Consider the following 2,548-nt stretch of genomic DNA (forward strand, 5'->3'; position numbering starts at 1 on the left):
GGTGGTTTTCCTGAGGTCTCTCTTTTAAAATCAGACTTTGAAAAAAGAAAGGTTATCAAAGAATATTTGGAAGCAATGTTTTTTAAAGATTTAGTGGAAAGATTTAACATTTCCAATATACCTCTTTTGAAAATGCTTACCGAAAGACTTTTTTCTTCCTTTTCCTCAAAATTTTCTTTAAATGCTTTTTATAAACAATATAAAGAAAAATTACCTTTTTCTAAAGATACTTTATTTTCATATTACTATTACTTCTTAGAAAGTATGCTCATTTTTGAGACCAGAAAATTTGCTGAATCTTCTTATAAGAGACTTAGAAATCCAGCCAAAGTTTATCTTATAGATACTGGTATCTGTAAAAAGGTTACCTCTGCTGATAGGGGAAGAATATTAGAAAATATAGTTTTTTGCCAGTTAAGAAGAAAAGGAGAGGAGATATTTTACTTTGAAGAAAAGAAAGAATGTGATTTTATAATAAAAGACGAGCAGAGTAAATTATTTCCTGGCCAGGTAACCTGGGAGTTAAAAGAAGAAAATAAAGAAAGAGAGATAAAAGGATTGGTGGAGGCCTGCCAGAAACTAAATGTAAAAGAAGGGGTTCTATTCACTTATGATGAAGAGGGTAACGAAATTGCCGAAGGAATAAATATTAAAATTACGCCAGTATGGAAATGGCTGTTAAGACCTTCTCATTAATCGTAGGACAGGTGTCCCCCCTGTATATGAATTAAGGTAAGGGTTTGATTCATCAAACCCGCTAAAGACGGGTCGAATAAATTCGACCCCTACAAGAGCAATAATGTAGGGGCACCATGCATCGTGCCCAGGGTAAACAAAAGACAAACTATATTTTGATCTCTTCCTCACTATATACCATATACTCGATATTCGATACTAATTATTCTATCCGCTATTACTATACGCTTTCTTTCATTTCCAGCCCACATCTTGAATTTTAGTGCCCGTCTTTACATTTAAAAAACAGATAAACTTGCTATATTATGAATAACGTGCTAAAATAACCTTACTAATGTTATATGAATATGCTAAAATAGTGAGGTAATATATATAAAAAGTATGAAAAGTATGAAAAGATTAAAACCACGAAGAATTACCAATAAGGTTATGAGCAGGCTTTTAAAGAGTAATGATTTAATTGTACTTTTAGGAGCCCGGCAGGTAGGCAAGACTAGTATAATGTATTTATTGATAGACAACCTCCTACAAGTAGAAAAAGTTGAGAGTAATAGAGTGTTTTATTTCGACCTGGAAGATATGAATTTATTAGACGTAGTAAATAGGGGGGTTGAAGAGTTCATTGCTTTCCTTGCGGCAAAGGGAGCAGATTTAAAAGAGAGATGCTTTGTCTTTCTTGATGAAATTCAATATATGGAAAACCCGAGCAATTTTTTAAAAATTATTGCAGATCATCATAAGGAAATTAGCCTGGTGGTAAGTGGTTCATCATCCTTTTCTATAAAAACTAAATTTAAAGATTCGTTAGCCGGGAGAAAAAGGGTATTCGAGATTTATCCTCTTGATTTTGGTGAGTTTCTTGAATTTAAAGATAGAAAAGACCTGGCAGGTTTTTGGGATACAGGCAATTGGGAGAAGGCTCGTTTCTTTGAAGGCGATTTTTTAAGATATTTTGAAGAATATGTAATCTTTGGAGGTCTGCCCAGGGTTTCTCTCCTTCCCACTCGAGAAGATAATGTTGAATATTTAAAAGATGTAGTCAATTCGTATATCAAAAAAGACATTAAGGATCTTTTCCGCATAGATAATCCCTATGCTTTTAATAAGGCTATTAAATTACTTGCCTTACAGGCAGGTAACTCCCTAAACTTTACCAATCTCACCACTATGTGCGGAATATCGCGGCGTACCCTTGAGCGTTATCTATTTATTTTGGAAAGTACTTTTTTTATAAGATTAATCAACCCCTTTTACTCAAATAAGATAAAAGAAGTTACCAAGATGCCTAAATTATATTTTATGGATACCGGGATTAGAAATATAATTGTAGGTGACCTAAATTCTTTAGAAGGGAGAAGGGATTCCGGTAGTTTAGTGGAAAATTCTGTATTTTTAATGCTTTTAACTGGCAAGGGTCCACTTGATGAAATATATTATTGGAGGACAAAAGCCGGTGCTGAAATGGATTTTGTTTTAAAGGGTGAGGGTGAGAGATGGCGAGGTTATGAAGTGAAATATCGACCTTTTGAAGAAGCAAAAATTACCAGAAGTACCAGATCCTATATAAATGAATATTCTCCTGATCTAACCTGTATCTGCACCAAGAATTTTTATCAGGATAAAATAAATATGGATTTAATGGGTCTTAGTGGTTTAAATGATCAATCTAAGCTTATATTTTTGCCAGTATTTTTTCTTTCCAACCGTCCCTATCCCAGCGTTCCCTGGCTCACAAACTAAAACTCTCTTTAGGTTTAACTAATTCTATCTTAAAGAATTTAATTAGCCGGGGCTGGATTAAAGCCAAAAAAGATATTCCTGGGTCATGAAATATTTTCTCTTTCTGACTTTA

General features: G+C 33.6%; 3 protein-coding genes. All 3 read left to right on the plus strand.

The window, feature by feature from the left end; genetic code table 11:
• The coding region (locus tag COZ07_RS04530) for an ATP-binding protein (RefSeq protein ID WP_406607398.1) at nt 1–696 on the plus strand (696 nt) is incomplete at its 5' end.
• A gap of 381 nt (nt 697–1,077) precedes the next feature.
• Entirely contained in the window at nt 1,078–2,436 is a 1,359-nt protein-coding gene (locus COZ07_RS04535) for an ATP-binding protein (RefSeq protein ID WP_406607399.1), read from the plus strand.
• A complete protein-coding gene (locus COZ07_RS04540) occupies nt 2,421–2,525 on the plus strand; it encodes a hypothetical protein (protein WP_406607400.1) in 105 nt (34 codons plus the stop codon). Before COZ07_RS04535 ends, COZ07_RS04540 begins: the two co-directional genes overlap by 16 nt.
• Nucleotides 2,526–2,548: the final 23 nt, after the last annotated feature.

Origin of the sequence: Candidatus Infernicultor aquiphilus, assembly GCF_002784285.1 — a bacterium.
GTDB lineage: Bacteria > Atribacterota > Phoenicimicrobiia > Phoenicimicrobiales > Phoenicimicrobiaceae > Infernicultor > Infernicultor aquiphilus.